This window comes from Halomonas sp. MS1 (assembly GCF_024182575.1).
In the GTDB taxonomy this organism is placed as follows: domain Bacteria; phylum Pseudomonadota; class Gammaproteobacteria; order Pseudomonadales; family Halomonadaceae; genus Vreelandella.
In genome coordinates this window covers 4,018,324-4,044,479 of the sequence record NZ_CP098926.1, presented here as the reverse complement: position 1 = coordinate 4,044,479, position 26,156 = coordinate 4,018,324, and the positions used below count along the sequence as shown (strand labels likewise).

General features: G+C 52.7%; 27 protein-coding genes and 1 pseudogene. 23 read left to right on the top strand and 5 right to left on the bottom strand.

Annotated elements, in window-relative coordinates:
* The first annotated feature begins 11 nt into the window (after nt 1-11).
* The gene (locus NF683_RS18725; protein WP_253920698.1) at nt 12-917 is read left to right on the top strand and encodes a DMT family transporter; all 906 of its coding nucleotides are present in this window, start codon (nt 12-14) and stop codon (nt 915-917) included.
* Nucleotides 918-1,107: 190 nt separating this feature from the next.
* On the opposite strand, the gene NF683_RS18720 is transcribed toward NF683_RS18725, so the two are convergent.
* Nucleotides 1,108-1,929 carry an aldo/keto reductase gene (locus NF683_RS18720; protein ID WP_253921906.1) on the bottom strand — a complete coding sequence of 274 codons (822 nt, stop codon included), beginning with the start codon at nt 1,927-1,929 and terminating at the stop codon, nt 1,108-1,110.
* A 93-nt stretch (nt 1,930-2,022) separates the two neighbouring features.
* Between NF683_RS18720 and NF683_RS18715 the strand changes: the two are divergent.
* The 13 genes and pseudogenes from NF683_RS18715 to NF683_RS18655 all read left to right on the top strand — a co-directional run.
* Nucleotides 2,023-2,109: pseudogene (locus tag NF683_RS18715) on the top strand (Txe/YoeB family addiction module toxin); the annotation flags it as partial.
* Nucleotides 2,110-2,287: 178 nt separating this feature from the next.
* The gene (locus NF683_RS18710; RefSeq protein WP_095603088.1) at nt 2,288-2,545 is read left to right on the top strand and encodes a type II toxin-antitoxin system Phd/YefM family antitoxin; all 258 of its coding nucleotides are present in this window, start codon (nt 2,288-2,290) and stop codon (nt 2,543-2,545) included.
* The gene (locus NF683_RS18705; protein WP_253920697.1) at nt 2,533-2,835 is read left to right on the top strand and encodes a type II toxin-antitoxin system RelE/ParE family toxin; all 303 of its coding nucleotides are present in this window, start codon (nt 2,533-2,535) and stop codon (nt 2,833-2,835) included. Before NF683_RS18710 ends, NF683_RS18705 begins: the two co-directional genes overlap by 13 nt.
* Nucleotides 2,836-3,036: 201 nt before the next feature.
* On the top strand, nt 3,037-3,624 hold the full coding sequence (locus NF683_RS18700) for an O-methyltransferase (protein WP_253920696.1): 588 nt from the start codon (nt 3,037-3,039) through the stop codon (nt 3,622-3,624).
* A gap of 83 nt (nt 3,625-3,707) precedes the next feature.
* A complete protein-coding gene (locus NF683_RS18695; RefSeq protein WP_253920695.1) occupies nt 3,708-4,112 on the top strand; it encodes a DUF1801 domain-containing protein in 405 nt (134 codons plus the stop codon).
* Between the two features lie 92 nt (nt 4,113-4,204).
* Nucleotides 4,205-5,419, top strand: a complete 1,215-nt coding sequence (locus NF683_RS18690) for a winged helix-turn-helix domain-containing protein (protein WP_089040879.1) — start codon at nt 4,205-4,207, stop codon at nt 5,417-5,419.
* Nucleotides 5,420-5,441: 22 nt separating this feature from the next.
* Nucleotides 5,442-5,861, top strand: coding sequence for a DUF2784 domain-containing protein (locus tag NF683_RS18685; RefSeq protein WP_253920694.1), 420 nt, complete (start codon nt 5,442-5,444; stop codon nt 5,859-5,861).
* 140 nt (nt 5,862-6,001) lie between these two features.
* Nucleotides 6,002-6,208: a ParD-like family protein gene (locus NF683_RS18680; protein ID WP_038485042.1), complete on the top strand. Its 207-nt coding sequence runs from the start codon at nt 6,002-6,004 to the stop codon at nt 6,206-6,208.
* Nucleotides 6,201-6,992, top strand: a complete 792-nt coding sequence (map, locus tag NF683_RS18675) for a type I methionyl aminopeptidase (RefSeq protein ID WP_253920693.1) — start codon at nt 6,201-6,203, stop codon at nt 6,990-6,992. The genes NF683_RS18680 and map overlap by 8 nt, the downstream gene beginning before the upstream one ends.
* A gap of 151 nt (nt 6,993-7,143) precedes the next feature.
* The gene (locus tag NF683_RS18670) at nt 7,144-7,632 is read left to right on the top strand and encodes a VOC family protein (RefSeq protein ID WP_253920692.1); all 489 of its coding nucleotides are present in this window, start codon (nt 7,144-7,146) and stop codon (nt 7,630-7,632) included.
* A 163-nt stretch (nt 7,633-7,795) separates the two neighbouring features.
* The gene (locus NF683_RS18665; RefSeq protein ID WP_089038560.1) at nt 7,796-8,389 is read left to right on the top strand and encodes a LemA family protein; all 594 of its coding nucleotides are present in this window, start codon (nt 7,796-7,798) and stop codon (nt 8,387-8,389) included.
* Nucleotides 8,390-8,414: 25 nt separating this feature from the next.
* Complete coding sequence (locus NF683_RS18660) at nt 8,415-10,373, top strand: M48 family metallopeptidase (protein WP_089038559.1); 1,959 nt, start codon at nt 8,415-8,417, stop codon at nt 10,371-10,373.
* A 52-nt stretch (nt 10,374-10,425) separates the two neighbouring features.
* Nucleotides 10,426-11,145: a ZIP family metal transporter gene (locus NF683_RS18655; protein ID WP_089038558.1), complete on the top strand. Its 720-nt coding sequence runs from the start codon at nt 10,426-10,428 to the stop codon at nt 11,143-11,145.
* A gap of 129 nt (nt 11,146-11,274) precedes the next feature.
* Here NF683_RS18655 and NF683_RS18650 read toward each other — a convergent pair whose 3' ends face one another.
* Complete coding sequence (locus NF683_RS18650) at nt 11,275-11,976, bottom strand: FMN-dependent NADH-azoreductase (protein ID WP_089038557.1); 702 nt, start codon at nt 11,974-11,976, stop codon at nt 11,275-11,277.
* A 122-nt stretch (nt 11,977-12,098) separates the two neighbouring features.
* Here NF683_RS18650 and NF683_RS18645 point away from each other — a divergent pair, with 122 nt between their 5' ends.
* On the top strand, nt 12,099-13,004 hold the full coding sequence (locus tag NF683_RS18645) for a LysR substrate-binding domain-containing protein (RefSeq protein ID WP_089038556.1): 906 nt from the start codon (nt 12,099-12,101) through the stop codon (nt 13,002-13,004).
* A gap of 113 nt (nt 13,005-13,117) precedes the next feature.
* Here the strand turns inward: NF683_RS18645 and NF683_RS18640 are convergent, their stop codons facing one another.
* A complete protein-coding gene (locus tag NF683_RS18640; RefSeq protein ID WP_089038555.1) occupies nt 13,118-15,034 on the bottom strand; it encodes a DNA topoisomerase III in 1,917 nt (638 codons plus the stop codon).
* 192 nt (nt 15,035-15,226) lie between these two features.
* Between NF683_RS18640 and NF683_RS18635 the strand changes: the two genes are divergently transcribed.
* Both NF683_RS18635 and NF683_RS18630 read left to right on the top strand, forming a co-directional pair.
* Nucleotides 15,227-16,474 (top strand): ABC1 kinase family protein, encoded by a 1,248-nt coding sequence (locus tag NF683_RS18635; RefSeq protein WP_089038554.1) that lies wholly within the window; start codon nt 15,227-15,229, stop codon nt 16,472-16,474.
* Between the two features lie 82 nt (nt 16,475-16,556).
* Nucleotides 16,557-18,377 (top strand): SEC-C domain-containing protein, encoded by a 1,821-nt coding sequence (locus tag NF683_RS18630; protein ID WP_089038553.1) that lies wholly within the window; start codon nt 16,557-16,559, stop codon nt 18,375-18,377.
* A gap of 2 nt (nt 18,378-18,379) precedes the next feature.
* Here NF683_RS18630 and NF683_RS18625 read toward each other — a convergent pair whose 3' ends face one another.
* Entirely contained in the window at nt 18,380-19,750 is a 1,371-nt protein-coding gene (locus NF683_RS18625) for an AmpG family muropeptide MFS transporter (RefSeq protein WP_253920691.1), read from the bottom strand.
* Nucleotides 19,751-19,868: 118 nt separating this feature from the next.
* On the opposite strand from NF683_RS18625, the gene NF683_RS18620 reads away from it, so the two are divergent.
* The 6 genes from NF683_RS18620 (at nt 19,869) to NF683_RS18600 (ending at nt 24,323) form a co-directional block, all read left to right on the top strand.
* Complete coding sequence (locus tag NF683_RS18620) at nt 19,869-20,387, top strand: FKBP-type peptidyl-prolyl cis-trans isomerase (RefSeq protein ID WP_193059629.1); 519 nt, start codon at nt 19,869-19,871, stop codon at nt 20,385-20,387.
* 242 nt (nt 20,388-20,629) lie between these two features.
* The gene (gene ccoM, locus NF683_RS21330) at nt 20,630-20,755 is read left to right on the top strand and encodes a cytochrome c oxidase subunit CcoM (protein ID WP_267900570.1); all 126 of its coding nucleotides are present in this window, start codon (nt 20,630-20,632) and stop codon (nt 20,753-20,755) included.
* Between the two features lie 182 nt (nt 20,756-20,937).
* Nucleotides 20,938-21,450: a hypothetical protein gene (locus NF683_RS18615; RefSeq protein ID WP_253920690.1), complete on the top strand. Its 513-nt coding sequence runs from the start codon at nt 20,938-20,940 to the stop codon at nt 21,448-21,450.
* Nucleotides 21,451-21,548: 98 nt separating this feature from the next.
* Nucleotides 21,549-22,604: a GGDEF domain-containing protein gene (locus tag NF683_RS18610; RefSeq protein ID WP_253920689.1), complete on the top strand. Its 1,056-nt coding sequence runs from the start codon at nt 21,549-21,551 to the stop codon at nt 22,602-22,604.
* A gap of 277 nt (nt 22,605-22,881) precedes the next feature.
* A complete protein-coding gene (locus NF683_RS18605) occupies nt 22,882-23,049 on the top strand; it encodes a hypothetical protein (protein ID WP_253920688.1) in 168 nt (55 codons plus the stop codon).
* Nucleotides 23,050-23,099: 50 nt separating this feature from the next.
* Nucleotides 23,100-24,323, top strand: a complete 1,224-nt coding sequence (locus NF683_RS18600) for a PqqD family peptide modification chaperone (protein WP_253920687.1) — start codon at nt 23,100-23,102, stop codon at nt 24,321-24,323.
* 93 nt (nt 24,324-24,416) lie between these two features.
* On the opposite strand, the gene NF683_RS18595 is transcribed toward NF683_RS18600, so the two are convergent.
* A complete protein-coding gene (locus NF683_RS18595) occupies nt 24,417-26,147 on the bottom strand; it encodes a proline--tRNA ligase (RefSeq protein ID WP_253920686.1) in 1,731 nt (576 codons plus the stop codon).
* Nucleotides 26,148-26,156 lie beyond the last annotated feature (9 nt).

Here is a 26,156-nt window from a genome sequence, read left to right as displayed (position 1 = left end):
AATGGCAAGCCATGAATAGCCTTCTGTATATCTCAACAGTTCTTATCTGGGGCTCGACCTGGCTGGCTATCGCTTGGCAAGTGGGCGAGGTGGCGGTGCCGGTCTCGGTATTCTATCGTTTTCTCATCGCCGCGCTGGTGTTGTTGGCCGGGCTTACATTGTTGCGCCGACGCCAGGCTCTGCATACCAGGGATCATCTTTTCTGCCTGTTGCAGGGGGGCTGTGTCTTTGGTTTGAATTTCTACTGCTTCTATACCGCTGCGGGTTATCTGCCCAGCGGCCTAATTGCCATCCTGTTTTCTATGTCGATACTGTTTAATGCGGCCAATGGCTACCTGTTCTTTCGCACACCGGTTCCGCGGGTATTTTACCTGGCTTTGGCCCTTGGTCTGCCGGGCATGGCGCTGATTTTCTGGCAGGATCTGGTCACAGTTGAGGCTACGTGGGAACTGCTGGGCGCCATTGGCTTGACGTTGCTGGGTACCTACGGGTTTTCGCTGGGTAACATGGTGTCGGTCAGGCATCAGCGATGCGGTCTGCAAATCAACACCACCAACGCCTTTGCCATGCTGTATGGAGGGATGTTGATGGGGTTGATTGCCTGGGCTCAGGGAGCCAGTTTCAGCCTGCCAGCGGAACCGAGATATCTAGGTGCCCTGGTTTATTTGGCGGTAATAGGATCGGTGGGAGGCTTTGGTGCCTACTTTATGCTGGTCGGCCGTATTGGTGCCGGTAAGGCGGCTTATGCGACGGTATTGTTTCCTTTGGTTGCGCTGGCGCTGTCAACGGTGTTCGAGGGTTACCAGTGGCATGCGAATGCACTTATAGGGTTAGCAATGATTGTGAGTGGCAACCTACTGATGTTTAATGCCCATCGTTTGGTTTGGCGGTGGTGGGAGGCGCCGAGCCATACATGAGCGATAAGTCGATCAGGCCACCGCCATGCTCGAAGAATGCCTGAACCACCTCGGTACGCGCATCGAGCAGTTCAGGGTCGTTGCCAACAGTATGAACAGCAGGTGGGCGAGAAAGCTGATCTAGGCATTGGGTTTTGGGGCGGGCAGTGATATGACATCGCTCCAGTGCTGGGCCGTTAATGGCTCGGATTCACACCATCTGCAAAGGCTGCTTGCGCGTTGGCGGAGGATAGGCGGCATCGATCTCGGCCAGGTCATCGTCGTCGAGTCTGACATTATCAGCATCAACGTTCTGCTTGAGGTGATCCAGATTCACAGCCTTAGGAATTGCAATCACGCCGGGGTGGCGCAGTGCCCAGGCGAGGGCGACTTGCGCGGTGGTGGCGCTGTGTTTGTCGGCGATGCGTTGCAGGGCGGCATCATGCAGTAACGCGCCGCCTTGCCCGATCGGGCAGTAGGCCATGAGCGGCATGTTTTGTTGTGCTTGCCATGGCAGCAGGTCGTGTTCAATGCCGCGTGCTTCGGGGTTGTAGAGCACCTGGTTGGTGGCGCAAGCTGGCGCGTCGAGCTCAGCTAAGTCGTCAATGTCGAAGTTCGATACACCCCAGCGTAGAATCTTGCCCTGCTCGCGCAGCCGCTCAAAAGCTTCCACTGTTTCGCTCAGCGGGTATTGGCCGCGCCAGTGCAGCAGGTATAGATCAATAGTGTCGGTGCCCAACCGCCGCAGGCTGCGCTCGCAGGCGGCTTGAACACCCTTGGTACTGGCGTTGTGGGGGTAGACCTTGCTGACCAGATACACCTCATCGCGCCGACCGAGGATGGCTTGGCCCACGATCTCTTCAGCGCCGCCTTCGGCATACATCTCTGCGGTATCGATCAGCGTCATGCCCAGATCCAGTCCTTCGCGCAGCGCCCTGACCTCAGCCTGCCGCTGTTCGGCATTCTCGCCCATATGCCAGGTGCCCTGGCCGATACGGGGTACGCTTTCTCCGCCTAGCTCTATTGTCTGCATATCGCTATCTCCTACTGTATCTCCTGCTGTGGTACTGCTCTGACTATCCGCCGCCATAGCAGTTCATGAACCAAAACCAGCACCTTGAGCAATCGAAAGCCTCCACCATGTGAAAAGCTCATCGGTGATCATGCAGGCGCTTATTTACGTCAGATTAATATCCAGCATAGCTTGGTCTAGCAAGTGCTTGAAGAAGAGCGGGTGGTTAAGGTTCTTCGGCTCTGGAGTCACTACGAATAGTGCATAAACTGCCGCTGTTAGTGGGCAACTTGTCGTTAACTGGTGATCATCAGCGGTGATTGCCCCACTTGGGAAGTGATACTATAGTGCCACTATCAGTCTGACTCAGAGTGTGCCCATGAAAGTTGAGCTTGTTACCAACCTTAAGCGCCAAGCCACAAAAATCTTGGCAGACCTGCATCTTTCGAAAGAGCCGGTACTGATCACTGAACATGGCAAGCCATCCGCATACCTTGTCGATGTACAAGATTACGAGTTTATGCAGCGCCGATTAGAGCTGCTTGAGGGGCTTTCGCGGGGAGAGCGCGCTGTACTTGAGGGAAGAACGTACAGCCAAAGTGAGGCCAGGGAGAAGATGAGTAAATGGCTGAAGTAATTTGGACAGAGCCTGCCCTTCAAGAACTGGATGCCATCGCTGAGTACATTGCTCTGGATAATCCTGCTGCCGCAAGCCATCTGGTCAAAGACGTTTTCGATAAGACCGAGCGTTTGGAAAATTTCCCCCAATCCGGACGGGTTCCTCCTGAGCTCCCCAATTCGGTATACAGGGAGATAGTGGTTCTACCATGTCGCATTTTTTATCGTGAGGATGAGAAACAGGTTCTGGTCCTTTATGTTATGCGAGAGGAACGGCAGCTTCGTGCGTACATGCTTGGGAACAGCTAACCAGGGGCGTTACTAGAATACCGTTGTCTTAGCTGCGTCAACGTCACCGGTGAGCTTTCGATCAATCTGGTGAAGTTCATTATGTGCGTTAAGCTGAAAACGTTAAGTTTCTAAGTTAGGTGGGCATGACGTTTTACTACCTTCTGAGCCTGACCAGTCGGCTCTTGTTTTAAAGCTGTTTAGATTGCTAAGGGGGCAAGTGTGGTCGAATCATTACGCGAGTTGCTAACTGAGCTAGAGCAATTTGGCCAGGAAAACGATGCTGCCATTGCTGATCGTCCACGTCGTATGTTGAATATCACTCGTGATACGGGGGAGTTTCTTGCAGTACTTACCCAAGCCACGGACGCAAAACGAGTGCTGGAGATTGGTACCTCTAATGGCTATTCCACGTTGTGGTTTGCCCAGGCCGCTCAGAAGATTTCCGGGCACGTCACGACGGTAGAGCTTTCTGAATACAAGTTCGATCTGGCCGCCACGAATTTTGAGCGCTCGGGTCTTTCTGACTACATTACATCGCTTCAATGTGAGGCTGGCAAGTTGCTGGAAAGCGTGGAGAATTCTTCATTCGATCTGCTCTTTCTCGATTCTAATCGTTCTGAGTATGTGCCGTGGTGGCCGAATATTAAGCGGCTCTTGAAAGGTGGTGGGCTTCTGGTGGTGGATAACGCCACTTCCCATGCTGATGAAATGGCTAGTTTTGTGGCGCTGGTGTCGGCAGACCCAGATTTCGCCACGTGCACTGTGCCTGTCGGCAATGGTCAATTTATGGCAACGCGGGCAGCATGATCTTTGAACCATTCAGCATAGATAATTGAGTTAATAAATAAGCGTTTATGCCATATTGTCGTTAATTTCTTGGAAAGATTATTGTGAATCCAGCTGTTCAGGCTAAGTTTGAAACCTATCCGATAAGTGCTCGGCGGCAGCTTGAGCGTGTGCGGCAGCTTATTCTGACAATAGCGGCTGAAGATGGGTTGGGCGATGTCGAAGAAGTGCTCAAATGGGGAGAGGCTAGTTACCTTGTCAAAGGCGGCACGACCATTCGCATCGATTGGAAAGCGAAAGACCCAGATGCTATTAAGGTGTTTTTTCACTGCCAAACGCGTTTGATTGAAACGTTCAAAGAGATATATCGCAGTGAATTTGAGTATGAAGGCAAGAGAGCTATTGTGATCCCTTTGGGCATGAATATTGCGCAAGTCCCATTAGGGCATTGCATCGAGTTGGCACTGAAGTATCACAGGCTTAAGCATTTGCCCCTTCTCGGTGTGTAGCTGTTGAGTAAAGCGCATTAAATACACTAAGTACGGTCGTCAGGCGCTCGTCTTTCGCGCAGTTTATGGCGGGCGTTGAGGCAAGTACGACGATGATTGAAATTGAACGTCCGCAAGCGTTGGCGCGCTTACGTCGCATTGCCCTGGCTGCGCAAGGGTTGCTGCAAGTTCAGCCGTTCGGGCGCGGTTTGGCTGGAACCCGTGCCGCGATTAATCATCTGGGTTATGTTCAGATCGATACTATTTCAGTTGTCGAGCGAGCCCATCACCATGTGGTTCACTCGCGAGTGCCTGGGTTCAAACCAGACATGATTCATCAGTTGTTGATCAATAGAGACATCTTTGAATATTGGGCCCATGCGGCTGCTTTTTTACCCATCGACGATTTTCGCTTTTCGTTACCCTACAAATACACCATCAAAAGTGGCCAAACGCACTGGTTCAGAAACCCTGACAAAAAGCTGATGAGTGAGCTATTGGCTCGTATAGAATCAGATGGCCCGCTGCGCTCTCGAGACCTGGAAAACACGACGACGAAACGCTCAGGCTGGTGGGACTGGAAACCTGCCAAAAAGGCACTGGAACAGTTGTATATGCAGGGCGACCTGATGGTCAGCGACCGCGAAGGTTTTCAAAAAACCTATGATCTAACCGAGCGGGTACTTCCAGCTCATATCAATACGCAAATGCCCAGCGTGGAAGAGTTTGCGACGCACATGGTCGACCAGCAATTACGCTGTCATGGGTTTGCATCACTCAAAGGCTTTACCTATCTACGGCGTAGCTCTGAGCTGCGCAATGCAGTGAAACATCTGGTAAACGAAAGGTTAGCGCAGGGAACGTTAGAAAGCGTAAAAGTAAGCAGTGGCGAGGTCTTTATAGTGGAAGCGGGGACGCTTGAGAGCCCGTTGCCTAGGTTAAAAAACCGGCTGCTGATTCTTTCCCCGTTCGATAACAGTGTTATTCAGCGCGAACGGCTCAAGGCGCTTTTTCAATATGATTATCAATTGGAATGTTATGTGCCTGAAGCCAAACGTCAGTATGGCTATTTTTGCCTTCCGCTACTTTATCGCGATGCCTTTATTGGGCGTATGGATTGTAAAGCCCATCGAAAAAGCCGTCATTTAGAGATCAAGTTCTTACATTTCGAACCACATACGTTTGATGAGGGGCTCGTCGTAACGGCTTTTGTGGATGCCATCACCCAGTTTTGTCATTTCCAGCAGTGTGATACTGTGTCGTTGACTGATGTCCACCCCGACCATCTAACCCAGCATTTGCGCAGTGCGCTTCAAGCTCTGGGGTAAGGTGAGGATCACGTAGATTACTATGTCTGAACAAACGCTACTGTTACGCTTGGCAGATTTGATTTTAATTCTCCACGTTTTGTTTGTGGCGTTTGTTGTTGTCGGCCTGCTAGCCATCTACGCAGGGTATTTCCTGCAATGGCAGTGGGTGCGACATCGGACATTCCGGATCATTCATCTGTGTGCCATTGGTTATGTGGTCGTGCAGGCGTGGTTTGGGATCGTTTGCCCATTAACCACGTGGGAAATGGCGCTACGGGCCAAGGCTGGGGCGGGTACTTATACGGGCTCTTTTATTCAATACTGGTTGCAGAGCCTGCTCTATTTCACTATGCCTGAATGGGTATTTATCGTGGTTTATACCCTGTTTGGTGGCTTGGTGCTGGCTAGCTGGTTTGTCGTGCTGCCAAATCACACTTCCGTTAGTTTTTTCAGATCCTGATATCTTCGAACCCGGCTAACCAAGCGCAATGCATTGGTGTGGCCTGCTGCGCTAATGGCAGGGAAGCTTGTCGCTCAATGTTCGATAATATATGATTCGTATATGTTTCATATTCATTTCGTATATTTTGAGAGGGCGCTATGGGGATCGTGAAAATTAATGATCAGCTGCACGAAGACGTGCGCAAGGCTAGTTCGGTGATGGTGCGTTCCATCAATGCCCAAGCTGAATATTGGATAAAAGTAGGGATGCTCGCGGAGGCTAATCCGGGCATGACCTTCTCTGAAATTATGCGTGACCAAATGCAGCAAGCCGATGTCGATCTAAGGAAGGTGATTGGTGGCTAAGGTAACGCTGAAAAGTGCAGAGGAACTGCGCGTAATGCGCGAGGCGGGGCGGCTACTCGCCTCAGTTTTCAGTTATCTCGATAAACAAATAGTGCCCGGCATTTCTACGATGGATATTAATCATTGGGCCGAAGATTATATCGTTGATCATTTACAGGCTCGCCCTGCCAGTAAGGGGCAGTATGGCTATCAGTATGTGTTGAACGCGTCAGTCAACCATGTGGTTTGTCATGGCATTCCATCTGAAACGCAAAAACTTAGGTCAGGCGATATCATGAATGCCGATATTACCTTAGAGAAGGGCGGGTTTATCGCAGATTCAAGCAAGATGTACCTTCTTGGAGATGTAACGCCCTATGCCAAGCGGCTGGTCGATAAAACCTACGAGTCCATGTGGCAAGGGATACAAGCGGTTAAGCCTGGCGCAACGTTAGGCGATGTAGGTTACGCGATTCAGCAATATGCTGAAAAACAGGGCTACTCTATCGTTCGTGAGTATTGTGGGCATGGAATTGGCCGAGAAATGCACGAAGAGCCCCAGGTGTTGCACTATGGGAAGAAGGGCAAAGGGCTGACTTTACAAGAGGGTATGGTATTTACCATAGAACCGATGGTTAACCAGGGGAAAGCCAAAATAAAAACTAAGAAAGATGGCTGGACAGTGGTTACCAGTGACAAGAAGTTGTCTGCACAGTGGGAGCACACGATTGCGGTCACCTCATCCGGTTTTGAAGTGTTAACACTTCGCGACGACGAAACCATCCCTACAGCCATTAACCATTAACCATTAACCATTAACCATTAACCATTAACCATTAACTGTTCACCATTCACCACCGTATTTCATCCTCTTAAATCCCCTCTGGCGAAGCAGATCAGATGCGTTAAGCTGAAAACCTAGGTGCAATTAGGTCCGCATATCTTGGAGAAACCTCATGACGAGCTTCGCAAAGAACACTATTTGCCTTTGGTACGATGGTCGCGCAGAAGAGGCTGCACGCTTTTACGCGGATACCTTTCCCGATTCGTTCGTCAAGGCTGTTCATTATGCGCCGGGAGACTTTCCGTCGGGTAAACAAGGGGATGTATTAACCGTCGAGTTTTCCGTGATGGGCATTCCGTGCCTTGGGCTCAACGGTGGACCTGCGATCACACACAATGAGGCGTTCTCTTTCCAAGTCTCAACGAATGATCAAGCCGAAACGGATCACTATTGGCATGCCATTGTTAGCAACGGTGGTGAAGAAAGTGCCTGTGGCTGGTGTAAGGACAAATGGGGCGTATCTTGGCAGATAACACCGGCGGTACTAATGAACGCGATTACCAATCCCGACCCTAACATCGCTAAGCGTGCCTTTGATGCGATGATGCAAATGAGAAAAATCAACATTGCTGAGATTGAGGCGGCGCTTAAGGGGCAATGAGTTTGCGATGGTCGATCGAATGGCTGGCAGCACGTCTGTTGTGCGGCCAAATGCGCGCTTTCGTTAATACGCATCTGACGCTCAACTGCTATTATTTTTCCGCTAGCACTTTTTCCCCTAGCACTTTTCCGCTAACTACAGCTAACGCTAAGGATGGACCCAAATGCTGACACTCATCATTGTTTTGGTAGTCGTCGCCGTTATCGCGTTTTACGTTATCGGAATCTACAACCGTCTTGTTTCGTTGAAAAATCGCTTTGAGAACGCCTTTGCCCAGATTGAAGTACAGCTTAAGCGGCGGCATGACCTAATTCCTAACCTGGTAGAGACCGCCAAAGGCTATCTGACCCATGAGCGGGAAACGCTGCAGTCGGTCATTGAGGCTCGTAACACGGCAGTGGCCGGACTTAAAGCGGCGGCGGCGAACCCTGGTAGCGCCAAAGCAATTGCTGATCTTGGTGGTGCTGAAGGTGCACTAACTCAGGCGATGGGACGGCTCAATGTCGTCATGGAAGCTTACCCAGACCTAAAAGCTTCGCAAAATATGATGCAGTTGTCAGAAGAGCTCACCAGCACGGAAAACAAGGTGGCTTTTGCGCGTCAGTCATTCAACGATGCGGTAATGCACTACAACACTTATCGGCAGAGCTTCCCCCCAGTGGCGGTGGCTGGCATGTTTGGGCATGGCCAAGATGCCTCATTGCTAGAATTCGAAGACAGCGCCCAGATCCAAGTGGCACCCAAAGTATCGTTCTAAGCTACTGCGCAGGAGCTAGGATTAGATGGATTTTTTTACTGCTCAGGAACACGCTCGGCGCAAAACCTGGCATCTGGTTGTCTTGCTGGTACTAGCAGTGCTGGCGTTGGTTGCCGTGACGACATTGGTGGTTGCTATCGCCTTGCAGCTGATGCGCGGCGCAGAACAAAGCAGCCTTTCGGCGCAGGGAGTGTGGTCCGCGCTCTCATTCCAGCTAGTCGCTGGTGTGGCCATCGGGGTGCTGGCTGTTGTGGTGCTAGGCGGTCTATTCAAACAACGTCAGCTCAGTGGTGGTGGCCGGGCAGTCGCAGAAGCGCTCGGCGGGCGCGAGATTAATCTAATGACCCAGAACCCCGATGAACGCCGCATTCTCAATGTCGTTGAAGAAATGGCCATTGCATCGGGCACGCCGGTGCCTTCCGTTTATGTCGTAGAGGAAGAGGGCATCAATGCTTTTGCGGCAGGGTATCAAACCAGCGATGCGGTGATCGGTATTACCCGTGGCACCATCCGCAACCTGACACGGGAAGAGTTGCAGGGGGTCGTCGCGCATGAGTTTAGCCATATTCTGTACGGCGACATGCGGCTAAACATACGCTTGGTCAGCATCCTCCACGGTATTCTGCTGATTGGGCTATTGGGCGGTACTTTGCTACGTAGCATGCGCTATCGTCGTGCCGGAGGCAGTAAACGTAACAACTCCGCGGCGATAATTTTGGGGTTGGGAGCGGCGCTAATGGTGGTCGGCTATGCGGGGACCTTTTTTGGCAATCTGATTAAGTCAGCGGTCAGCCGCCAGCGCGAATATCTGGCGGATGCTTCCGCAGTTCAGTTCACCCGTAACCCTTATGGCATTGGTAATGCGCTGATCAAGATTGGCTCGCATAGCCAGGGTTCCTACCTCAAAGCGCCACAGGCAGCCGAATTCAGCCACCTGTTTTTCGGCCAGGGCATCAAGCTGGGATTTACGCTTATGATGGCGACCCACCCGCCACTAAAAGAGCGTATTCAGCGGGTAATGCCAGACTGGGATGGCCGCTTCGAGGTTCGCTGGCCGCCGCAGCAAACGGATCATGACGCCCCTGGCTCAGTAGATAATGAAGATGATAGTGAAGACCGTTCTGATGCGAAGCTAAGCAGAGGGACGTTGGCTGCTGTATTAACTGCAGCTTCTGCTCAAACGGCCATTAACGCCATCGGCCAGCCCAGTCAACGCCACCTAGCGCAAGCCAGGGCAACGCTAAATGCGCTGCCAGAACGAATCAAAACTGCGGCCCATGAACCCTATACCGCCCGAGCGTTAATTTATGCACTACTACTAAGCGATGAACTATCAGTTCGTGAGCAGCAGTTAGATGCATTACAACAAATTGCCTTGCCAGATACTTATCAAGCGCTGATGGGCATTGGTTCCGAGGTATTGAGGCTGAATATCGAGTTACGTCTACCGCTGGTTGAGTTGGCACTACCAGCCTTAAAGTTGCTTTCCGTTGATCAGGCTCAGCACTTTCGCCTCTGCATGGAGCAATTGATCAACGCGGATGGCCACGTCAGCTTGTTTGAATGGGCGCTGTACCAGCTGCTACTGAACAATCTGGGCGAAAAGAACAGCGGGCTCTCTCATCTTAAACTGGGTGATTTACAGCGAGAGTGCCAGCGCCTACTCAGTGTGCTGGCAGCAGCAGGCCAGGATAACCCTGAAGAGATTAGCGCAGCGCTTAACGCAGCGGAAAGCGAGCTGCCGTTCGCCTTATCTGCCACTGACGAAGTAAGTGATATGCGGGCATTAAGCTTGGCCGTGGAGCGTTTACGGCGCTTGAAGCCTTTGCAGAAGCCCGTTCTTCTGCAAGCCATGGCGCGCTGCATTGAGCATAGCGGGCATATTCGCCCAGCCGAAGCTGAGTTGTTTCGGGTAATAGCAGATATCCTCGACTGTCCGATGCCGCCGCTGCTGATAGATGAGCGATCTGGTGCTGTAAAGTAAAGAGAATATTGCTGGAAAATTGAGGTCTTTAGGAAAGTGATCGCCAATATCAATGACTGAAATTACCTATATCTTATTATTATCATTGCTGGCTGGTGCGGCAATGCCCACGGGGGCATTGCTTGCTCGACTTGATCTTGTGCATCCCTATTTCTTAGGTACTGCATGGCGGCATTTTATTGTTGCTTTTGGCGGGGGAGCGCTTATATCGGCAGTCGCTTTGGTGCTAGTCCCTGAAGGGGCGGGCAAGCTTTCTCCTGTATTCGCGGCGCTGTGTTTTGCTGCGGGAGGAGTGTGTTTCTATCTGTTGGATACTTTTTTAAGTAGGCTGAACAGTTCTGTTGGTCAACTGGTCGCAATGCTTTCTGATTTTGTTCCCGAAGCCATTGCTTTAGGAGCGGCCTTTGCCTCGGGAGGAAGTGCTGGCTTTTTGTTGGCGTTGCTGATGGTTTTGCAAAACTTACCGGAAGGGTTTAATGCCTTTGAGGAGTTAAGTAGTAACTCTCAACTCTCAGCAAATAAAATTGTGCTGGCTTTTAGCGGTTTAGCGTTAGTAGGTCCTGCCTCTGCCGCCACAGGGTATTATTTGCTGTCTCAGTATGAGGAGTTGATGGGCGCTTTAATGCTGTTTGCTAGTGCGGGAATTCTTTACTTAGTTTTCCAGGATATTGCACCAGAATCTAAGCTTGCACATAAAAGCATGCCCGCAGTGGGAGCAGTTACAGGCTTTTTGCTCGGTTTAGTCGGTAATATGATGATTGCCGGTGGCTAATATAGTCAGCTATTACCCATGACCAAGCGCGTGTTGATCACGGGTATGGAAAGCTAACAAATAATAGCCAGCTTCATTGATGTGGGAAGCACAAAACAGCGCTTGGCAGCGTTCTGCTTCACCTGATGTTTAGGCCGGTGAGGCAAGTGGAGTGACCTCCACCGTTTCCTGTAACGCCTCTACCAGAGCTGCAACCTTGCCTAACGCCTCATTCACCGAGGCCGCCAGTAACTCACCACCAACTTCCTGGCCTTCGATAGCGATGTAGTGGATACGGGTAATTCCGATAAAGCCAAGCGCTGTGGCTAGATTTGGTTCCAAATGATTCAGATGAGCCATCTCACCACCTGGGTCAAAGCCTATTCCGCCCCTGGCGGTAAGAACAACAGCATGCCTTTCTCGATCTGCTAGCTTGGGTATATAGGGTTCGATCTGATTCGACTCATCGATATCGACTGTTCGACCGGGCCGCACGACTTGGTCAATCCAAGCTTTCAGGGCCGCAGGCATACCGAAGTTGTAGAGCGGCGTTCCAATCACCACAATATCAGCGGCAACTAATTCATCAATCAGTTGATCGCTCTCTGTTAGTGTCTCCTGCATCCAGTTTTCTCGACGCTCTGCGGGGGTGAAGGCAGACGCAATCCAATCATGGCTAATAATAGACGGCGGGTTTTGACCTATGTCGCGATAGGTGAGCGTGTCTTGCGGTCGGTCAAATTGCCATTGACTGACAAATTGATAGGTCAAATGGCGGCTATGCGAGCCGTGGTTATCTTTTCCTGCAATACCGGGCCGGGCGCTAGCGTCTATGTGCAGTATATGTGCCATGGTAATAGCCTCCTAATCTGAACTGAACTCATCTATGATTAACAACAGGCTCAGCTTAGTCTGGCCCTCTTGGCCTAAACAAACGATCTTTTCTTGCCGCTATAGATGAGGAAAACTCATTCATGAGCCATCGCCGATTACCCTCTCTTTCGTCGCTTCGCGCTTTTGAAGCCGCTGCTCGCCATGAAAGCGCCAAGCAGGCCGCACAAGAGCTGTCGGTCACCGCTACCGCCATTAGCCATCAGGTCCGGGGGCTTGAAGAAGCGCTGGGTGTCCCTCTCTTTCTGCGTAAACCGCGTCAGTTGGAGCTGACCGCTCAGGGCCGTGAGCTTCAGCAAGTGCTGGAAACAGCTTTTGACAGTATCAGTAGTGTGGTCGATCGATTAAGCGCTGTACCTGTTCGCCAAACCATTACGCTGTCTACAACGCCAGCTATAGCGGTGCGCTGGTTGCTACCTTGGGTATGTATGCTGCGTGACGCGCATCCCGATATTGATCTGCGTATCCACGCGACGCATGAGCCGGTCGCTCTGGATGGGGTGACGGCGGACCTTGCTGTTCGTTATGGCGATGGCCGTTGGCCTGGGTTGATAGCAGAGAAACTCTTGGATAACACCTTTATCCCAGCGTGTAGTCCACACCTAGGCTTGCACGATATAACGCAGCTACCTGGGCACTCGCTTATCCATTTCCGCAGCCCAGGGGCGGTGTCTTCGCCACTGGATTGGAGCGTTTGGCAGAAGTTGGCAAAAGTTCCTGGGCTGGACGTGAGTGCCGGGTTGGTATTTTCTGATGAAACCCACGTTATTTCGGCCGCCGTTGGTGCGCAGGGTGTGGCGCTAATGAGTCGTCAGTTGATTCAAGATGAATTGGAGGAGGGGCGCTTGGTGCAGCCCTTTGGCCCGGAATTTGAAGGCAAGCCGTTCTTTTTGGTTTACCCAGAAAGCCGACGTCATGATCCGACGGTTCTGGCTATTCGTGATTGGGTGTTGGCAGTACCGGGTGGGCTGTGCACGTTATCGGACTGAGATAATGGAATAAGTTTTATACCGTTATCTTGCATGTGCTAACTATAAATACCGCTAAGCTGCCTGCTCGCTGTTCAACACAAGTTAAGCGCTACGCACTGATTAAATGCTCATCAGCTCATCTTCTTTCTGGCCCCGGTACTCTTCCTTTTCGAATAACTTTTTCTTGGCTTAGTTGTGCGTTTTGCCGGGCCTCCGGCTTCACCTTGGGCGGTTTGTAGGCTGTGTCTCAGCTTGGCCGCATCGCTGTGGGTGAGTAGGCCACGTAGATCATCCAGGAGTGCTTGCTGAAACGCGCCGGGGTCATCCTGCTGTTCTGAGATCGCTCGAAGCCGCTGTTCCCAAAGGGCGGTGCGTTCTGGCGTGCTTACGGCGCTGGGTAAGGCGGCGATCAGCGCGCAGCCGAGTTTAGTGGCGCGCAGGGCTTTTTGCTGCCGCACCAAGTAGCCACGCTGCACCAGCGTTTCAATAATACCTGCGCGGGTTGCTTCGGTGCCAAGGCCGTCGGTGTCACGCAGCGTGCGACGCACGTTAGGGTCATCCACGTAGCGGCCTATGTTCATCATCGCTTTAATCAAGCTGGCATCAGTGAATGGTTCCGGCGGGCGGGTTTCTTTCTCCTCAACGCCTGCGCCCAGCGCTTGGCAGGCTTCCCCTTGAGTGAGCGGCGGCAGTGGTGGGGTTTCGTCGCGGGTGGTGAAGAGTGGCTTCCAACCATGATCAAGAATGCTCTGGCCACGGGCACGGAAAGCTTCATCTAGCAGGGTGAACTCTGCTTTCACCTCAAAGGTGCGCAGCGGCCGATAAAACTGCGCCATCACATTACGCACAATCAACCGAAATACATGGCCTTCAGTGGCGGAAAGTTGGCTAAAGTCCGCGGGCTTGCCGGTGGGCGCTAGGGCATGGTGCGCGCCTACCTGTTTGTCGTTCCAGGCTTTTGAGCGCAGGGTAAAGTCAGCGCCACCCAGCCACTGACGCAGCGTAGCATCGTTCTGGCAGGCGCTGCTCAAGCTACGCTGGGCCAGCGCTAGATGCTCTTCGGGCAGGTAGCGGCAGTCGGAGCGGGGGTAGGTAATTAACTTGTGCTGTTCATAAAGCCGCTGGCAAATATCCAGCACCATCTGTGCGGAGAGCCCGTGGCGGCGTGCGGCGTCTACTTGTAACGCGGAAAGCGAATAGGGTAGCGGCGGCGCTTGGCGTTTTTCCTGTTGATCGAGGGTGGTTAGGGTGCCCCGTGCGCCGGGAAGCTGTGCTGCTAAGGCATCGGCGGGAGTGCGATCAATCAGCCGTCCTTGCTCATCTAAGGGCTGGTGCTCTTTAGGTGCCCACCAGGCGCGCAGCTGGCCTTGGGCCACTTGTAAATCCACCCATAGCGGGTAGAACGGGTGAGGCTTGAAATTACGAATAGCATTGTCGCGGCGCACGATCAATCCGAGTACTGGTGTTTGCACACGGCCAACGGAAAGCACGCCGTCATGTCCCGCTTGGCGGCCGGTGAGTGTCCAGGCGCGGGTTAAGTTAATGCCATACAGCCAGTCAGCACGCGAGCGCGCCTGGGCCGCTTGAAACAGCGGCTGGTATTCCATATTAGAGCGCAGCTTGGCAAGTGCTCGGCTCACGGCGGGTTTGTTAAGGTCACTGATCAGTAGCCTCTGAACGGGGCCGCGATACTTCATGTACTCAATTACTTCCTGCACCAGTAGCTGACCTTCGCGGTCTGGATCGCCAGCGTGCACCACGCTGGTGGCCTGCTTAATCAGCTTGCGAATCACTGCCAGTTGCCCTCGCGCCTTGGGGCGCGGCATCAGTTTCCACTGCTGCGGCACAATGGGTAGCCGATCTAGCCGCCACTGTTTATCGGCAGGGTCGTAGGCTTCGGGGGGGGCTTGTTCTAGCAAGTGGCCTAGGCACCAAGTGACGGTGGTGTCGCCGCAAATCATAGCGCCATCCTGGCGTTTTGCGCTGCCGGGCAGTGCGTCGGCTATGGCCCGTGCAAGGCTGGGTTTCTCGGCGATAATCAAGCGCATACAGTGTCTAGCCCTGTCAGATAACAACAAGTTGCCATCTTAGCAGAACCCGCAACAGGTTAGCGTCTAGCTTGTGTGTTAGATGGCGAGTGAGTTGTTTTGTAAATGGATGGATTTATTTCTTTGTATAGTTTTTGTATAAAATTAACAAATTAAGTAAGCTGTCAAAAAGCAATTAATGAGGCGATTTCCATGCGCGAACGCGGCAGAACACGACGTTTATTGGGTCTGGGTGCCCGCACGGGCGGGGCGCTGCTGAAAACTCGTCTAGGTGGTCAAGCGGATTGGCGGGCGCTAGGTGAAGCGCTGTTTGAAGGGCTTTCGGAGTTAAAAGGCCCGGCCATGAAACTGGCGCAGATTATGTCCCAGTGGGATGATCTGCTGCCCCCAGACCTGGCAAATGAGCTTGCTCGCTTGCAGCGTCAAGCAGAGCCAATGCCTTGGCCGCGTATCCGTGAAGCGTTGGTGCTGCAATATGGCGATATTGATCAGTACTTTAGCGATATAGAAGAGCGTCCGTTTGCCAGTGCTTCCATGGGACAGGTGCATAAAGCGGTCACCCATACAGGTGAAACAGTGGTGCTGAAAGTGCAGTACCCTGGGCTTGCGGATGTGTTGGAAAGCGATCTTAAGCAGGTCAAACGGATCATGAGCTTGGGCCGCTGGTTCAAAGTGCCTCAAGCGCGTTTGGATGCGTTGTTTGAAGAGTTAGCGGCAGGGCTGCGTGAAGAGCTGGATTATCACGCCGAAGCACGAGCGCTGGCTCGCTATCGCGAGCGGTATCAGGATAATCCTCAGTTGGTCATACCCGAACCACTGTTTGAGTTATCTGGCCAACATGTCCTTGCTATGCGCTTTGTAGACGGTACACCGCTGCGGGATTTAGAAAGCACCGATGATGGCACTCGTCAGAAAGTGGCCGTGGCGTTGGCTGATTGGATTACCGAGGAGCTGTTTACCTACGGTGAGCTGCATGCCGATCCCCACGCCGGTAACTTCGCAGCGGATGCTGAAGGTCGCCTGATCATCTACGATTTTGGTGCAGTGATACCTGTGCCCGAAGCGCGTCTAAAAGCCATGATGCAGTTATTAGATGCCACCTTGGCGCAAGACCCGATGGCAATGGATGATGCGTTAATGAAAATGGGCGGCCGCCAGGGGCAGGGCGCGCCGCTGGCACTTTATCGAGAGTCCGCCGAGTGCGTGTCACCACTATTCTGCCTTGGTGAGCAGGACTTCAGCGATGTGCGGGTACACCGCCGCCTGCGCGAACTAACGCCCAAAGTGTGGGCTGCCATGGATCGACTGCAACCACCTGCGGATACCTTGCTGCTCTCCCGGGCACTGAATGGGCACTACTGGAACTTAGTACGTCTGCAAGCGCGTCTTGATATGCATAGCCGCACCGAGCCACTGCTAGCCTGGGCGCGTAGTCGCTAACTAATTGCCGCTGCGGGAGCGCCGCCTGTCATGCTAGACTATTGCGCTTTTCAATAGCGTTTTGAAGACAGTGGAGACGGCAATGCTGGCGGTATGGGTCGATCAACTGCTGGGATTTGCCTCTGGGGCACTCTCGGCAATTAGGAAACAGGAACACTACCCCGATTTTATGACCTGGGTACGTGACGAAGGCGCAGATTCGTTTAATGGCGATGTGGCAACTGCCCAGGCGCTTGCGCCTATTTTATGGTCGCAAACGCCGCTAGAGCGGCTTAATTTTGCGAACGAACCGTTGGCTACCCCAGGGCGCAACGAACCTTGCTGGTGTGATTCAGGACGTAAATTCAAACAGTGCTGCTACCGCGTTGACTTCCCCACGGATATCCCTGAGCAGATGATGTGGATGCTTTCCCTGCGTGAGTGGAAAGGCGCAACGCTAAAAGCGGCGCTGGAAAGCCAGCAAGCACCTGCCCAGGCGTTATTAGAAGCCGGGCTAATTGCTGCTGAAAGCGGTCAAACCGGTCGTTCAATGCAGATTCTTGAGTCACTGTTCGACGGCAGTGATTGGTCGCGGCTGCCGGAGCAGGCTGAGCCTGCGTTTGAAATTCTGTTAGATATCTATCAAGAGCGCGGTTTTACCCGCAAGCGTGCTGACCTGCTTGATGACGTTATGGAGCGCGGCCCGCTGTTTTTGCGTGGCGTGGCGCTTGAGCGGTTGTGCCTAATGCACCTAGATAACGACGACTTAGACAGCGCCCGCGCTGCGTTCGTGAAAGCCCAGCAGGCGCTACCGGATTCACCGACGCTAGCCTACATTGAAGCCATGTTGCTGCTGCATGAAGGTCATGAGGAAGAGGCCAAAGAGCGTGCTAACTTCTGGTACCGCCGCTTGGTTCGCCAGGGCGACTTGGATGAAGAGCAGCTCGAATTCCTGGCAGCGCTGGCTGAAAATCCTGGTGCCACTTTGGCCGACCAGTTGTTGAGCGCCGAAGAAGATATGGCGACGCCGCTGGTATCGCTGCAGGCGCTGTTGGCTGCGCTTCCTATCGCACCGAAGCTTACCATTGAGCAAGATGCCGATTCCGGTAGGTTGCACTACACCACCACTGCTCGTGAAGAAACCCTGTTTGCGGCTTGGCACGAACAGTTTCAGGTCATGGTCGATGAAGAGGTCGCCTTGGGCTTTCGCGATGACCCCTGGGGCAACGCGATAGAGTGGATGTCTGAGCTATGTGCTCACCCAGAATGGTTGGATGCCCCCCAGGTAGTGCAAGATGTAACGTTAGCACTGACCAGCCGCTTTGGTAGCCTGCCGTGGATGGCACCGAGCTTGCTGGAACCGCTGGCACTGCGCCTTTCTCGCTGGCTTGAGCAGGCCCGTGCAGCCGGTGACGGCAGCCTGTGTTGGGACGATGCCGATAACGCCATGCTACTGCGCACCGGCCTTGCGCTGGTGGTGGGCATGGAGCGCGGCGCGCGCCAGCACTCCCGCGAGTTGGCTGAAGAGCTGCTAGCCATAGACCAGGAAGATAGTCTTGGCTTAAGAGAGTTAGTACTTGATCAATTGCTGCGTGATGACCGCAATGAAGAAGCGTTAGCGCTCACTGATGAGCCCCAAAAAGATGATGGCTCTTTAGAGTTGGGGTTATTAATGGGCCGTACACTGGCGCTGTATCGATTGGAAAAGCACGATGCCGCTGAAGCAGCGCTGGCGGATGTGGTCGCTCATAATCGTCATGCGATAGAGCTGTTATGTGCCGAGAACCCGCGGCCTTCAATGCCTCACGCGGATGGTCAGGTCGATCCCGGCTCCCGTGCGGAAGCGTGGCAGTATCGTACATTGATGCGTGACCAGTGGCGCACCACGCCAGGCGCGCTGGCGTGGTTGGCGGATCACCGCTAGCTTTATTTTGCCTCTGCGATCACTGGGGTAGGCACCAACTGCTTATCCCGGCTGATCCAGATGGCTAGCAGAATGGCGGGTAAACCGAGCAGAGTGGCCACTATGAAGAAAGTGGCGTATCCCTGAGCCGTAACAACCAGCCCGCCAAAACCGCTCAGAAACTTCCCTGGTAACGTCATTAGCGACGAAAACAGTGCGTATTGGGTGGCGGTATAAGCCCGCGACGTTAAGCTGGAAAGAAACGCAATAAAGACAGCGCTGGCTAAGCCATTGGCAAGATTATCGCCAATAATGGTGACGACCAGCATGGGGAGTTGGTTACCTATCAACGCTAACGCGGCAAACAGCAGGTTGGTCACCATGACAAAGCCTGCGCCAATGATCAGCAGTGGCCCAATGCCGTAGCGAGCAACCAGCAAGCCGCCAAGAATGCCCCCCGTTATACTCATGGCAATACCAAAAATATTGGTGACGTTGGCGATGGTGGCCAGTGAAAAGCCTAAATCGATATACAGCGGATTTGCCATAGAGGCCATGGCAAGGTCGCTAATTCGGAACACCGCGATAAACACTAAAATGCCCAACGCCTTCACCCCATAGCGGCGGAAGAAGTCGGTAAAAGGGCACACAATGGCACCAATCACCCAAGCACCTAGACGTCGCAAAGCTTTCGGTTGTCCACGGCTGGCACGAATGAAGGCGCGTACCTTGGGTTCGTGAATGAGCTGAACCGTCAACGATGCGCGCTTTGGTTCAGGTCGAATCAGCACGGTGAGCACGCCAATGCCCACAAGCGCGGCCATGCAGAGGTACGCTGCGTTCCAGGAAATCGCTGAGGCCACATACAGCGCCCCGGCACCTGCCGCTAACAGCCCACCGCGGTAACCGATAATGTAAGTAGAGGCCATCGCTGCTTGTACATCGTCATCGGCGGATTCGATGCGATACGCGTCAATGGCGATATCCTGGGTGGCCGAACCAAAGGCTATCAGCAGCGCAAAGGCGGCTACCCAGCCTAAGTTGCCTACGGGACTGACTCCCGCTAAGCCAATTAGCCCTGCCGCAATCATCCCCTGGGCAAGCAGCATCCAGCCACGCCGCTGGCCAAGCGTGCGGGTTAAGATCGGCAGGGCAAGTCGGTCAACGATAGGCGCCCAAAAAAACTTGATTGAGTAGAGCATGCCAATCCAGGCGAAGAAGCCAATGGCGGCCACTTCAACGCCGTCACTGCGTAGCCATGCAGAGAGAGTCGAAAACACCAGCAAAAAAGGTAAGCCTGCTGAAAAACCTAGAAACAGCATGGTGATAACAGGTGCACGACAGTAAATACCTAGCGCATCCAGCCAGCTGCGCTGGGGAGTAGGGGTGGGCATGTTGGTTAACACTCCAGGAAAGAAAACGTCTGCATCGAGGCCCGCTAAAAACCGCTCAGTGGTAGACTAGGCCTGATATCCATGACAAAGCCGATAGCTTACCGGAGAGGAGTTTTCAATGTCGATTACAGCCCATCAAGTAGTCACTTTACACTACGTGTTAAGCGATGTGCTTAGCGATGGCAGTACCCGCGTGCTAGATGACTCCAACGCACGTGATAAGCCCTTAGAGTACCTCCATGGACACGATAATATTTTGCCCGGTTTAGAGAGTGCTCTGGAAGATAAAGCCGCTGGAGATGAGCTGCGTGTCACGCTTGCGCCTGCTGATGCCTACGGCATCCGTAATGAAGACTTGGTGCAACAGGTGAGTCGTGGGTCGTTTGGCAGCGCAGCGCTTGAACCCGGTAGCCGTTTCCAAACAGAAGGTGAAGCAGGCCCGCAAATTGTCACGGTGGTTAGTGTTGATGGGGACATGGTGACGGTCGATACAAATCATCCGCTGGCAGGCCATACGCTTCGCTATCAAGTCAACGTGCTGGAGGTGCGTGATGCAACCCGTGCAGAGCTGGCGAAAGGCCACCCTCTACCGCCGGGAACCGAACACAGCAAAGTAGAAGATCGAAAAGTGCTTTAGCAGCAAGTTTTAGGGGCTTTAAGTTTTACAGACTTTAAGTTTCATAGGCCTTAAATCTTCGGCGTGCTCAAAATTGACAGTGTATTTTAAAGCTGCAGCGTATTTTGAGTGTTAAAAACTGACCCATATCAAATTCCTGATGGGCCGCAAATAACCCCGCTGAAAAGCTTGACCCAGGTCAGCTTCCTGCCGCGATTAACGCACTAGGATGGTGTCATACATCACGGCAGGAGGGGATCACCATGTATTGGGATGATGCTGTTATTTTCGGTCTAGTTACTGTCGCGTTAATGATTGCTTTTATGATTGGTTGGGTAGGCTTTATTGTGCGCGACCACCTCCGTAAGGATGAACGTAAAAAGCATTAACGCCGTTGTGGTGACCGTCGTCAGGGGAGGGAGCTTGCTTTTAACAGCGAGCTTCCTGTTGCCGGCCCAGTTGGGTCGGCTTTTTTATTAATTAAAACTATGTTTTCGAGTATTCGCATTAATCGTCTGGTAAAGTACCTAGTTGTACAATAAGGCATTGTACCGCAAGGAAGCCATTTGCCATGAATGCTGCTAGTTCAATCGTTGCCATACGCTGTTGCGCTCATCATTATCCCAAAGCTAGTGTTGCCTGTATTCTTCTATTACTTAGCTGGCTATCAGTGCCGGTCTATGCTCAAGCATTAAGCGTCATTAATGGTGAAAAAAACACTGCACTCTCTCTTAATGAATTGCGTCAACAATCTACGATTACCTCGCCAGTGTTTGATCCTTTTCAAGGCCGAGAAGTAGAGATGCATGGACTTGAATTCCGTCGCTTCCTCATTAATCAGTTTGGCGAAGTTCCTCCCGCATTGCACTTTACGACATGGGATGATTACGAAGTGACGTTAGGTGGCTGGGATGATCCTAAGTGGTTAATGGTCACGGCAGAGAGTGGTGAGCCACTGACATTGCGTTCGCGGGGGCCATTGCGGCTGGTTGATCTGGCTTATAATGATCAGCGTGATATCAAGAGCCTGCGTGAATTCAACGACTGGATATGGATGATTCGAAGTATTGAGGCCCGCTGGTGATCATTGAGCCGCCGCCTTCTCCACCTGCTGTGCCACTGCCAGTACCCGCTCCTTTCGCTAGGAAGCGCCGCTATGTAACGTGGTTATCATTGAGCCTCATGAGTTTTATGGCATTGATGGTGGTGATTGTTTATGAGTCGCGCTGGGTATATCCCGAAATACAGGCTTACTTCAGCCAAACAGGTAATTTGACAGGGCAGCAATTGGCTACCAGGTCTCGGGCATATTTACAGCTCGCCCAACAACATTTGTTAGGCGAACAGCCCTTTGACGATGAACAGCGACAAACGGTTAGGCTTAATCTCGATCTTGCCTACGGGCTAATTGATGTCGAGGTATATCGTCAAAGGTACAGCTGTACCCAGCCGAGTTTACAAACCCTCAATTTACTAACAGAGCGCCTTACAGAAACTACCGTGACACCGTTTGATGCCGCAGCTGAACTGTTGGGCCCCATTGATTGTTTAACGAGCATTGAGATGAACCAGCTCGACCTGCGTGGTATGGCAATTAATGAGTTTTCCGAAAGCACCCGGCGATATAATCAGATTCTCACCTATTCGAGCATGGTGATTTTTGCACTAGGGCTGCTGTTTTGGGTAATGCATGAGCGTCAGTTACGGCGTACAGAGCGTGCGACTAAGCAAACCATAGCCTGGATGCAGCACGCGATGCGTGATCCGCTGACGGGGATAGGTAACCGCAGTGCGCTGCATCAGGATGTCGCTACCAAAGAAGGGGCTGCGCTTGCTTTGATCTTGGTCGATATCGACTTCTTTAAGCAGTACAACGATTCACTGGGGCATCCAGAGGGTGATCAACTGTTACGGCGCCTAGCCAGTCTGTTGAAATATGTACTGGGAGCAGAGGCAAAACTGTACCGATTAGGGGGTGATGAGTTTGCCGCAGTATTGCCTTGTGATGATGACGCGTTATTGATTGGTTACTGTGATCAATTAACGTCTGTTTTAGAGCAGGCTGATTTCAAACACCCCGCGCATCCGCACAATGAAAGGGTCACCTTGAGTATTGGGGCAGTGTGCTTTACCGCAGGGGATGCCACCTTTCCAAGTGCCTATAAAGCTGCTGATAAGGCGCTTTACCGAGTAAAGAGCGCAGGCCGTAATGGTTGGCAAATTACTGCAGCTGCATAATGTTTCCACAAAACGCTGAGTGTAGTTAAAAAAAGTAAATAATGGGAAAGTGACGCTCAGCCGGTGGTTTGCTGTGTGCTTCGAGGCTAGGATTGTTTTTAAAACAGTGTTTCATAACCTTTCTAGCGATTAATCCGGAGTGCTGATATGAGCAATGAAGCCGATTCCCTGCTGAATAAACGGCGTTCACGACGTCAAGTGCTAGCAAGTTTAGGCCTTGGTGTCGCTGCACTTTACGTGGCCCCTACGCTGTCCTCCATGGGGCAAGCTGAAGCGCGTGAACATTCCCGTTCACGTTACTCGCGGTCCAGCTATTCGAGGCCCCGTTATTCAAGACATGGCCATTCAAGACCCCATTATTCTAAACCCAGGCATTCACGTCCCCATTATTCACGTCCTTACTACGCTCGGCCACAACGCTCTCGTTGGGATGGAGACGCTGTGATTGAGATTCGCATAAGCCGCTTATTGCCTCGCTGGTAAGGGAGAGGTGCCGTGTCTACCACCTCGATAGCTGTCGATTATGCGCTGGAAAATGTTGGCCCTTGCATACGCTTGATTGATGCAGAGCAGCTACTGCCAGTGATTCATCAAGCCATGCCAGGCTGGCGGCTAATGCCCTGTGAGGCTCAACAGCACGCACCCTCTATTTGTGTTTGGCGTCATCCTAATGGTTACTGGCAGGAAGCGCCGGCCCTGCCGGGAGGCATGTTATTAGATACACCGGCAGGAACCGCATGCAGCGTGATTGCTGATTTAGCGGGGGCTTATCTTCGACATCATCCTGAGCATATTGGGCTTCACTGTGGGGCGGTAGAGGTTAATCAACAGCTAGTAATATTTCCGGATAGTCATCGGGCGGGCAAAAGCACGCTTACGGCGGCGTTCGCCGCGGCAGGTTATCGGGTGTTTGGCGATGATGTGCTGGCACTCAATAGTTGTGGTGAAGGGATAGCGCTGGGCGTTGCACCTAGACTGCGCTTGCCGTTGCCAGAGACCCTTGCGCCGGAGTTTCATCAGTTTGTTGCCACCCACCTAGGGCCTCATGATGATCGCTATGGCTATCTGGCGTTAAATGAGCAGCAGTTGGCATCGCATGGGATGCGTTGTCCGCTAGGCGCCGTACTGCTTATTGAGCGCGATGAATCGCTCAGTGAGCCAAAGCTGGTTCGTCTGCAGCCGGGAGATGGGTTATGGCAGTTGTTGCAGCAGAATTTCGCTGAGCATGAGTCGGATCAAACCTTGATTGAGCGTTTTTTGCCACTCTTAAAAGATTTACCGTGTTTTTTAATGCGTTACCGAGATGCTTACGAAGCGGCAACGTGGCTAGCAACTGAGATAAATAGCGATGGGTTTCTTGACGGTGCTGTGGCGACGAGTACGTGTCGTCGTCAAACTGAGTCGGAGGCGTTCAAACAGCGCCAGGTGCTGGCAGCAAACGACACGCGCAGGTGGCAAATCAGCCCGGTGGCTCACGAGTTTCCACTGGGTGAAGAGCTGTTCGTCATTGCTAAAGAGGGCGGCGAAATCCATCGTTTGAATGTGACGAGTAGAGCTGTGTGGGCACTGCTGCAGCATGAGGCTCTATGCCAAGATGAAATTATTGATACCTTGATGGCTTTTTTTGTTGGCGCTAGCAGGCAAAGTATCAAGCGAGATATCTGCCAGTTATTGGGCCAATTAGTCAGCTTGGGATTAGTGCAGCCTGTCGCCGATTAGCGCTGGCACTGGCGAGGCAACCTAACTGATGATGCCTGCCAGTGTCTCTTTTATTGGCCACGATGCAGTTCTAGTCGTGGCCGTTATAAACGGTTATGCGCTGATCAGTCCTGCTTTTTCGCGTAGAAAATCAACAATTGTGTCAGCCGGAACCATGGTCGCTTCGCTGTCTCGGCGGCCTTTGTATTCCAGTTCGCCGTTATCCAAACCACGATCACCAATCACTAAACGGTGAGGCACACCCATAAGCTCCAGGTCTGCAAACTTGACGCCGGGACGCGTGTCGCGGTCATCAAGCAACACGTCTAAGCCAGCCGCTGTTAGCGCTTGATAGAGACGTTCGGACTCTTCGCGCACACGTTGTGATTTGTGGGCATTCATCGGCACCAGCGCTACTTGGAACGGAGCAATAGCGTTTGGCCAGATAATGCCTGAATCATCGTGGTTTTGCTCAATGGCGGCAGCGACCACGCGGGTAACACCGATGCCATAGCAGCCCATCCACGGATGGCTGGTTTTGCCGTTGTCGCCCAGCACCGTCGCGTTCATTGCTTCGGAGTACTTTTGTCCAAGCTGGAAGACGTGGCCTACTTCAATACCACGTTTGATAGACAGCGTGCCTTTGCCGTCCGGCGAAGGGTCACCTTCGACAACGTTACGTAGATCGGCAACTTGGGGCAGCGCCACGTCACGCTCCCAGTTAATGCCGAAGTAGTGCTTGCCATCGATGTTTGCGCCCGCACCAAAGTCACTCATAAGCGCCACGCTGTGATCAATAATGATCGGCATGTTTAGGCCAACTGGGCCAAGTGAGCCTGGGCCAGCGCCAACCACGGCGCGGATTTCTTCTTCGTTCGCCATGGTGAGCGGAGTGGCTACCTGGGGCAGGTTTTCAGCTTTGACTTCATTAAGCTCATGATCACCACGGATTAGCAGGGCAATCAAACCACCTTCAGCGGCATGCACCATCAGTGTCTTGATGGTTTTCTCAATCGGCAGGCCATGCTGCTCTACCAGGGCGGCAATTGTCTTAGCGTTGGGCGTATCGACCAGATGCATCTCTTCGCTGGGGGCTGCACGCTCGGCGTTGCTGCCTAGCGGCGCGGGCAGAGCCTCAGCTTTTTCCATATTAGCGGCGTAATCGGAGGCGTTGGAGAACACGATATCATCTTCGCCGGATTCTGCTAGCACGTGGAATTCGTGAGAACCCGTGCCGCCAATCGAGCCGTTATCAGCAATCACAGGGCGGAAATCGAGACCCAGGCGGGTGAAGATGCGTGTATAGGCATCATACATCGTCTGGTAAGTCTCTTTGAGGGAGGCTTCGTCCAGGTGGAAGGAGTAAGCATCCTTCATAATGAATTCCCGAGAACGCATCACCCCAAAGCGCGGGCGAATCTCGTCACGGAACTTAGTTTGGATTTGGTAAAAATTAACCGGCAGTTGCTTGTAGCTGGCAATCTCTTTGCGCACCAAATCAGTAATGACTTCCTCATGGGTCGGGCCTACGCAGTAGTCACGCTCGTGGCGATCTTTCAGGCGTAGTAGCTCCGGGCCGTACTGCTCCCAACGGCCAGACTCTTGCCATAGGTCAGCAGGTTGCACGGCGGGCATTAATACTTCCTGAGCGCCGGCACGGTTCATCTCTTCGCGGACAATGGCTTCAACCTTACGCAGCGTGCGTAGGCCAAGCGGCAGCCACGTATAGAGGCCAGAGGTAAGACGACGGATCATACCGGCGCGCAGCATTAACTGGTGGCTGATGACTTCAGCGTCGGCCGGGGTTTCTTTTAATGTCGCAATCAATAATTGGCTGGCGCGCATGGGCGTGAG

Bases quoted from the DNA above. Each gene is read 5' to 3' on its own strand.
- NF683_RS18725 (WP_253920698.1), top strand. From the start codon at position 12: ATGAATAGCCTTCTGTATATCTCAACAGTTCTTATCTGGGGCTCGACC.
- NF683_RS18720 (WP_253921906.1), bottom strand. From the start codon at position 1,929: ATGCAGACAATAGAGCTAGGCGGAGAAAGCGTACCCCGTATCGGCCAG.
- NF683_RS18710 (WP_095603088.1), top strand. From the start codon at position 2,288: ATGAAAGTTGAGCTTGTTACCAACCTTAAGCGCCAAGCCACAAAAATC.
- NF683_RS18705 (WP_253920697.1), top strand. From the start codon at position 2,533: ATGGCTGAAGTAATTTGGACAGAGCCTGCCCTTCAAGAACTGGATGCC.
- NF683_RS18690 (WP_089040879.1), top strand. From the start codon at position 4,205: ATGATTGAAATTGAACGTCCGCAAGCGTTGGCGCGCTTACGTCGCATT.
- NF683_RS18685 (WP_253920694.1), top strand. From the start codon at position 5,442: ATGTCTGAACAAACGCTACTGTTACGCTTGGCAGATTTGATTTTAATT.
- NF683_RS18680 (WP_038485042.1), top strand. From the start codon at position 6,002: ATGGGGATCGTGAAAATTAATGATCAGCTGCACGAAGACGTGCGCAAG.
- NF683_RS18670 (WP_253920692.1), top strand. From the start codon at position 7,144: ATGACGAGCTTCGCAAAGAACACTATTTGCCTTTGGTACGATGGTCGC.
- NF683_RS18665 (WP_089038560.1), top strand. From the start codon at position 7,796: ATGCTGACACTCATCATTGTTTTGGTAGTCGTCGCCGTTATCGCGTTT.
- NF683_RS18660 (WP_089038559.1), top strand. From the start codon at position 8,415: ATGGATTTTTTTACTGCTCAGGAACACGCTCGGCGCAAAACCTGGCAT.
- NF683_RS18655 (WP_089038558.1), top strand. From the start codon at position 10,426: ATGACTGAAATTACCTATATCTTATTATTATCATTGCTGGCTGGTGCG.
- NF683_RS18650 (WP_089038557.1), bottom strand. From the start codon at position 11,976: ATGGCACATATACTGCACATAGACGCTAGCGCCCGGCCCGGTATTGCA.
- NF683_RS18645 (WP_089038556.1), top strand. From the start codon at position 12,099: ATGAGCCATCGCCGATTACCCTCTCTTTCGTCGCTTCGCGCTTTTGAA.
- NF683_RS18640 (WP_089038555.1), bottom strand. From the start codon at position 15,034: ATGCGCTTGATTATCGCCGAGAAACCCAGCCTTGCACGGGCCATAGCC.
- NF683_RS18635 (WP_089038554.1), top strand. From the start codon at position 15,227: ATGCGCGAACGCGGCAGAACACGACGTTTATTGGGTCTGGGTGCCCGC.
- NF683_RS18630 (WP_089038553.1), top strand. From the start codon at position 16,557: ATGCTGGCGGTATGGGTCGATCAACTGCTGGGATTTGCCTCTGGGGCA.
- NF683_RS18625 (WP_253920691.1), bottom strand. From the start codon at position 19,750: ATGCCCACCCCTACTCCCCAGCGCAGCTGGCTGGATGCGCTAGGTATT.
- NF683_RS18620 (WP_193059629.1), top strand. From the start codon at position 19,869: ATGTCGATTACAGCCCATCAAGTAGTCACTTTACACTACGTGTTAAGC.
- ccoM (WP_267900570.1), top strand. From the start codon at position 20,630: ATGTATTGGGATGATGCTGTTATTTTCGGTCTAGTTACTGTCGCGTTA.
- NF683_RS18615 (WP_253920690.1), top strand. From the start codon at position 20,938: ATGAATGCTGCTAGTTCAATCGTTGCCATACGCTGTTGCGCTCATCAT.
- NF683_RS18610 (WP_253920689.1), top strand. From the start codon at position 21,549: ATGAGTTTTATGGCATTGATGGTGGTGATTGTTTATGAGTCGCGCTGG.
- NF683_RS18595 (WP_253920686.1), bottom strand. From the start codon at position 26,147: ATGCGCGCCAGCCAATTATTGATTGCGACATTAAAAGAAACCCCGGCC.